Annotated in this window: 6 protein-coding genes and 1 tRNA gene; 4 read left to right on the top strand and 3 right to left on the bottom strand. The window is 72.5% G+C overall.

Going from position 1 to position 6,218, the window contains the following annotated elements; all coding sequences use genetic code 11:
• Positions 1-1,333 (bottom strand): SUKH-4 family immunity protein (locus IE107_RS22020; RefSeq protein ID WP_506004916.1); only part of this gene is annotated, 1,333 nt, incomplete at its 3' end.
• A 5-nt stretch (positions 1,334-1,338) separates the two neighbouring features.
• Positions 1,339-2,316: an SMI1/KNR4 family protein gene (locus tag IE107_RS22015; RefSeq protein WP_189545557.1), complete on the bottom strand. Its 978-nt coding sequence runs from the start codon at positions 2,314-2,316 to the stop codon at positions 1,339-1,341.
• Positions 2,317-2,627: 311 nt separating this feature from the next.
• On the opposite strand from IE107_RS22015, the gene IE107_RS22010 reads away from it, so the two are divergent.
• A complete protein-coding gene (locus IE107_RS22010) occupies positions 2,628-3,152 on the top strand; it encodes a YwqJ-related putative deaminase (protein ID WP_189545556.1) in 525 nt (174 codons plus the stop codon).
• Between the two features lie 10 nt (positions 3,153-3,162).
• Complete coding sequence (locus IE107_RS22005) at positions 3,163-3,696, top strand: SUKH-3 domain-containing protein (RefSeq protein ID WP_189545555.1); 534 nt, start codon at positions 3,163-3,165, stop codon at positions 3,694-3,696.
• A gap of 63 nt (positions 3,697-3,759) precedes the next feature.
• Here the strand turns inward: IE107_RS22005 and IE107_RS22000 are convergent, their stop codons facing one another.
• Complete coding sequence (locus tag IE107_RS22000) at positions 3,760-5,067, bottom strand: sensor histidine kinase (protein ID WP_189545554.1); 1,308 nt, start codon at positions 5,065-5,067, stop codon at positions 3,760-3,762.
• 155 nt (positions 5,068-5,222) lie between these two features.
• On the opposite strand from IE107_RS22000, the gene IE107_RS21995 reads away from it, so the two are divergent.
• Positions 5,223-6,083 carry a hypothetical protein gene (locus IE107_RS21995; protein ID WP_189545553.1) on the top strand — a complete coding sequence of 287 codons (861 nt, stop codon included), beginning with the start codon at positions 5,223-5,225 and terminating at the stop codon, positions 6,081-6,083.
• Between the two features lie 29 nt (positions 6,084-6,112).
• A tRNA-Gln gene (locus tag IE107_RS21990) sits at positions 6,113-6,183 on the top strand.
• Positions 6,184-6,218 lie beyond the last annotated feature (35 nt).

Raw genomic sequence — 6,218 nt, 5'->3', positions numbered from 1 at the left:
GCGCAGGCGGCACCGGAGCACCAGGAACACCGGGCGCACCCGGCGGCGGCACCGGAGCACCAGGCGGACCAGGCGGCCGGACCCCACCTGGGCCACCCATGCTCGGGTCGGCCAGCATCGTCGCGGCGTGATGCACCCCACCACCAGGCGGCGGCGGAGTCGAACCAGGCGGCGCAGGCGGCACCGGAGCACCAGGAACACCGGGCGCACCCGGCGGCGGCACCGGAGCACCAGGAACACCGGGCGCACCCGGCGGCGGCACCGGAGCACCGGGCGGAGTCCGAGGGGCGAGCTGCGTCGGCAGGTACCCGCCCGCCGGGGCACCGGGCGCACCCGGACCCGAGGGCGGCGGCACCGGCGGGCCCGGCCTGGCGCCCGGGGTCCCGGGGGCGCCGGGCGGCGGAGGCGTCGACGGACCACCGCCCCGCGCACCACGCGGCGGCACGGCGGCCTTGCTGGTGGTCGCATCGGCGATGTCACCGGTGCCCGGAGCAGGAGCGCCTGGAGCGCCCGGAACACCCTGGCCCGGAACTCCAGGAGCACCCGGAACACCCGGAACACCCGGAACACCCTGGCCCGGAGCGCCCGGAGCGCCCGGACCGCCCGGAACTCCCGGAGCGCCTCCCTGCGGGCCCAGACCCGGCACGACCGCTGTCCGCGGCAGCTGGCTGCCGCCCGACATCAGGGCGGTCGGCGCATCGGCCGGCACGACCGGCGGCGGGGTGCCGTCGTCGTCGGAACCCGAGAGCGGCGGCGCGAACACCGTGGCCGGCAGCGGCACCGCCCCGTCGTCGGAACCCGCGTTCGTGTCCGTACCGGCCCAGGGGGTGGCCCCGTCCGGCACGTTCGGCGGGGACGCCGGGACACCGTCGTTGGCCGTGGGCTCGTACGCGACCTGTCCACCGTGCGAATCCGGCGACGCGGCGTCCTGACCCTGGCCGCGGTCCTCCCGGCGGTCCGGGATGCCCAGCTTGTCCGCCGCTTCCTGGAGCCACTCCGGGGGGCTCAGCAGGAACGACGTCTGATTGAGATCGATGCGCTGCGGCGGCTCCGGAGCGGCCGCGGCCGTCGCCTGCGCGCCGTACTCCTCCTCGTACCGCCGGATCACCTCGCCCACCGCAAGCCCCGGCCACAGGGTGGCCTCACCGCTGTCCCGGGCGATCACCAGCCGCTGCCTGCCGCCGTCCGAGACCGGGCCCTCGGCGCGGTCCTCGCCCCACACCACGAAGCCCAGCTCGAACTCCCGCACCCGCACCTCACGGTGCTGGTACGCGGGCACATCGCCGTTGATCCACTCGTCCGCGCGCTCCTGCGCCTGCGCAAAGGTCACCATCGCGCTCACCCCTCCACCGGGACGGCCCGCGCGAAGCCGCCGTCCACCATCAGGTTCGCCACGGTCTCCAGCTCCGGCGGATTGCCCGCCAGACGCTGCAGGAAGGCGTCGAAGTCGTCGCCGCACGGCAGCAGCAGCCTGTCCACCCGCTCCTGAACGGTCCATCCGTCCTGGTCCCGGGCGTCGTCGTACGCGCAGAACCAGACCGAGCCGATGCCGTTTCCCTTCACCTTCACCGCGATGATGCCGCCCTGGACGAAACCGACGCCCAGGTAGTCCTTGGTGAGGTGGTCGCGCAGGCACTTGTTGACGTACACCAGGTCGTTCGCGGCGGCCTGCTCGCGCACCGTGAAGAACGGCTGGTCGACCAGCAGCCCCAGCTCCGCGTCGAGTGCGGCGCCCACCGGCGCCGAACCGCCCGCCGCCTTGAGGAACGAGCGGTAGGCACCGGGCAGCCGGTAGCCGAGGTCCTCCTCGACGTTCTGCACCTGCGTCTCGCTCACGGCCACGGCGCCCTTCGGGAGCCGGAAGTGCGCGGGCCGGGTCTCCTGCAACGGGCGGGTGCCCCGCTTGTTGTGGTCGACCGCCGTGGTGGCCAGGCCGCCGTGGTGCCTGAGCAGCGCCTTCACCTCGACCGGGATCAGCTCCATGCGCCGGCCGCCGGGCACGTGGTGCCAGGTCCAGCCGTGCGGAGTGGCGACCGCCGGGATCGTGTCCCACAGCTCGTGGCCGCTCGCCGCCAGTGCCGCGTTGGCCGAGACGTAGTCGGTGAGCCGCAGCTCGTCGACCCCGAAGCCCTGCGGCGGCTCGGCGATCTCGGCGGCGGCGCGCGCGTACGGCGCGAAGTCCGGGCTGCCCTTCTCGTCCATACGCACACCACCGGGATGGCGGGACGCCCGGACCGGGTCCGGGAAATGCACGAGCTGCCCGGCGTAGGCCGCGTTCGGTGGCGCGGCTTGCTGCCCGAGCCGACCTGTCGTCATGGCGGTTGCCCCCTGCTGCGTCTGGCTGGTGAGGACCGGCCTGCCCGAGGGGGACGGTCCGGGCACAGCCTATGCGGTGGGGCAAGGGCGGGTCTCGCGCATGTGACCTGTCCTACGCCTCCCCCTCCGCATCCGTCACGAACCGTCACACCGGCGTGACGGACGAGCGACGCCGCCGCGCTCCGGCGACACGGAGACACGTTTCACAGCCCCAGCTTCCCCACCAGCCGGGACATTTGGCAGGCTGTCACCGCAACTCGGGGGCGTGCACATCGCGCAGCTACCGCTGCGGGCACGGGAGGGAAAGCACCATGCACACCGCACAGTCAGTCACATCCGGGGATCCGCGCCTCAGCTGGAGCAGCACCGACGCCGACCGCACACCCCGCCTGCACCACCGCCGCGACGGCATCCTGCCCGCGGTCGCGGCGGCGCTGTCCGTACGCGGCGAGACACTCACCTGCACCGCGGGCAAGGGCGACCAGCCCCCCGTACTGCACCCGCTCGTCCAGGACTTCCTCGACACCCTTCCCAGCAACCGGCGCGAACGCTTCACCGGCCGCTGCCCCGAGGCGATACTGCTCTCCCGGCAGCTCACCGCCGCGGAGTCGACCCGCTCCAAGCGCGCCCAGCGCAAGCCGCTGACCAACGGCGAGGCCCGGCGCGCCCTCAAGCACTCGCGGCTCACCGCACGGCGCATCCGTGAGGACGGCGACCCGATGCACGGCAGCTACGCGCCGCCGTGCCGCTCCTGCACGGCGATGCTCGCCCACTTCGGCGTACGTCCCGTCGACCTCACGACCACCGGGGCGGCGACCACCGCCGAGAAGGGCTGACCGCACGCCCATGCGCGACCGAACCGACCTGCCCGGACAGAAGGGCCCCGCCGAGCGCGACCGGCACTCCTCCACCCGTTTCCCCGTCGCCGTCGACGCCGCCCTGCGCGCCGCGGGCTGGCAGCCCGGCCGCTGGGACATCCGGCAGGCCGAGGAGTGGGCCGACGCGCTGCGCTCGCACAGCTCGCCCGCCGGCCACCGGCACGCGGTCTTCCCCGCGGCCGTGGAGGCCTGGGCCGAATTCGGCGGACTGCTCATCACCGCGTCCGCGCCGGGCCGCCAGATCGCCCCCGCCCCGGTGCGTATCGACCCGCTGAGCGGACTCCACCTCGCCCGCACCCTCGGTGACCTCGGCCGGGCTCTGGAGACCGAGGTCAGCCCCCTGGGCGAAGAGGGGGACGGCCAGGCGGTCCTGGCCATCGACACCGAGGGCCGCGTCTACAGCATCGACCACACCGGCGACTGGTACCTCGGCCCGGACATCGACCAGGCCCTGGCGACCCTGATCACTGGCATCCAGCCGGAGCGCCTCGTCCCGGGCTGAGAGCCTGTCGGGTGACCTCCGGCCGGGCCCCGAATCCGTACGCCGCCGCGCCGGTCCCGCGGCTCAGGCCGTCTCCCCCTGGGCCGGCAGCACCGCCGACACCCGGAAGCCGCCCGCGTCCGTCGGCCCCGAGACGAAGACCCCGCCGAGCCCCAGCACCCGCTCCCGCATGCCGACCAGGCCGTTGCCCCCGCTCGGCAGCCCCGCGTCCGCCGTGGCCGCGTCCGACGGACCGTTCTCCACCTGCATGGCGACCTCCGCGTCCCGGTGCGCCAGCCGCACCCAGGTCTTCGCGCCCGCCGCGTGCTTGTGGACGTTCGTCAGGGCCTCCTGCACCACCCGGTACGCCGTCTGCTCGACCTCGCGCGGATACGTGCGCGCCTCACCGTGCACCGACAGCTCCACCGTCATCCCCGCCGCCCTGGACTCCCCCACCAGGGTCTCCACCTCGTGCAGCCGCGGCCCGTCCTCCGTCGCGGCGGCGGCCGCGGCGGCCGCCGCCTGACCGACCGAGGCCAGCGGCACCTGGGCCGGCCGGGCCGTCACCGACTCCCCCGCCCGCAGCACCCCGAGCATCTCCCGCAGCTCCGTCAGCGCCTGCCGGCCCATGTCGCCGACCAGCGCCGCATTCCGTACCGCCTTCGCCGGGTCCTTCGGCGCGACGGCCTGGAGCGCGGCGGCGTGCACGACCATCAGGCTGACCCGGTGGGCGACCACGTCATGCATCTCGCGGGCGATCCGGTGGCGCTCCTCCGTACGCGCCCACTCCGCCCGCTCCTCCGCCCGGTCGGCGAGCAGCGACAGCTCCCGCTCCAGCGAGTCCGCCCGCTCCCGCAGGCTCTCCATCAGCCGCCGCCGGGCTCCTATGTAGAGGCCGAACAGCACGGGCGGGGCGGTGAGCCCCAGCGACATGAAGAGCGAGATCAGCGGTACGTACCAGTCGCCGGGCCCGAAGTCGCCCTGCTGCGCGACGCTCTGGCGCAGCCGTACGTAGGTGACGATGAACGTGCCCGCGAAGGACATCCCCGTCAGCACCGCGGTGATCCGTCGCGGCACGTCGGAGGCGGCCAGGGTGTAGAGGCCGATCAGCCCCATCAGGAAGCCCATCTCGGCGGGCGTCGCCACCAGCACCACCGCGATCGGCCACCGCCGCCGCAGCACCAGGACCGAGCCCGCGAGCAGCCCGAACAGCACACCCACCGGCACCGGCAACCCGGCGTCCCCGGCGAACTCCACCCCCTCCAGCGCGCACTCCAGCGCCGAGAGGAGCCCGAGCCCCACGTCCAGGGCGACACTGCGCCGCCGCTCCCACCACCAGTAGCCGCGGGTGGTTGATCCCGTCGCCTCCTGATCTGCCCCCGTTGCGGTCATGCCATCCACCCTACGGGCGACCGCACCTCATTTTCGGGCGACCCGGACAGCACGTCCGCACGCAGAACGGCGACGAAACAGCCAGGTATCGCTTGAAATGGCGAATCGAGCAAGCTTTCGTACCGGACGTCCGCATTCCGGGCGACGCTCGTCACATGACGGAAATCACGAGCAAGTACGCCGACTTCGAAGGTCTGCGCGAGCAGGCGGTCGCCCTGCGCCGGGAGGGCCTCAGCCTCCGGCAGATCCGCGACCGGCTGCACATCCACAACAACGACATCCTGGGCCGCCTGGTCAAGGGCGAACCGGCTCCGGAGTGGACGAAACGCCCACGCACCAAGGACGACCTTCGAGAGAAGGCGCGAGAACTGCGCAGCCAAGGCATGACGTACGACCAGATCCAGGTGGAGCTGGGCTGCTCGAAGAGCTCGATCTCGCTCTGGGTGCGGGATCTGCCGAAACCGAAGCCTCGCCATACCGACGCGGAGCGCCACGCGCTCATGAACGCCGGCCTGTCGCGCCTGCGTACCACCCAGAACGAGGATCGACTCAGGGCCAAGGCTCAAGCGCGGGAAGCGGTCGGCCAATTATCGGACCGGGAACTGTTCCTCACCGGAGTAGCGCTGTACTGGGCCGAAGGCTCAAAGGATAAGACGTACAGCCGTCGAGAGAGCCTCCAGTTCATCAACAGCGACCCCAACGTGATCACGCTGTACCTGCACTGGCTCGACCTGCTCGGGGATCCGCGCGAGCGCATGCGTTTCCGGGTCGGCATCCACGAGTCGGGGAACGTCGCAGAGGCCGAGCGATTCTGGGCAGACCTGGCGGGCGTTCCCGCCTCCACATTCCAGAGAGCGACCCTGAAGAAGCACAACCCCAAGACCACGCGCAGGAACACCGCCGAGACCTACCGTGGATGCCTGATCATCTACGCCACCAAAAGCGCTGATCTTTATCGTCGCGTGGAAGGCACTTGGTACGGCATAGTGTTGGGAGCCGCACATTCGGCCAGCTAGCGAGTTGTCCGATTCGGCCGCATTTGCCATCCCCTGTGGTGTAATGGCAGCACAGTGGCTTTTGGTGCCATTTGTCCGGGTTCGAATCCTGGCAGGGGAGCTCAGACGCAAGGGCCCCGGCCTCCAAGGCCGGGG

Source organism: Streptomyces gelaticus (assembly GCF_014649535.1).
Classification (GTDB): Bacteria; Actinomycetota; Actinomycetes; order Streptomycetales; family Streptomycetaceae; genus Streptomyces; species Streptomyces gelaticus.
This window is presented reverse-complemented; position numbering and strand designations above follow the sequence as displayed.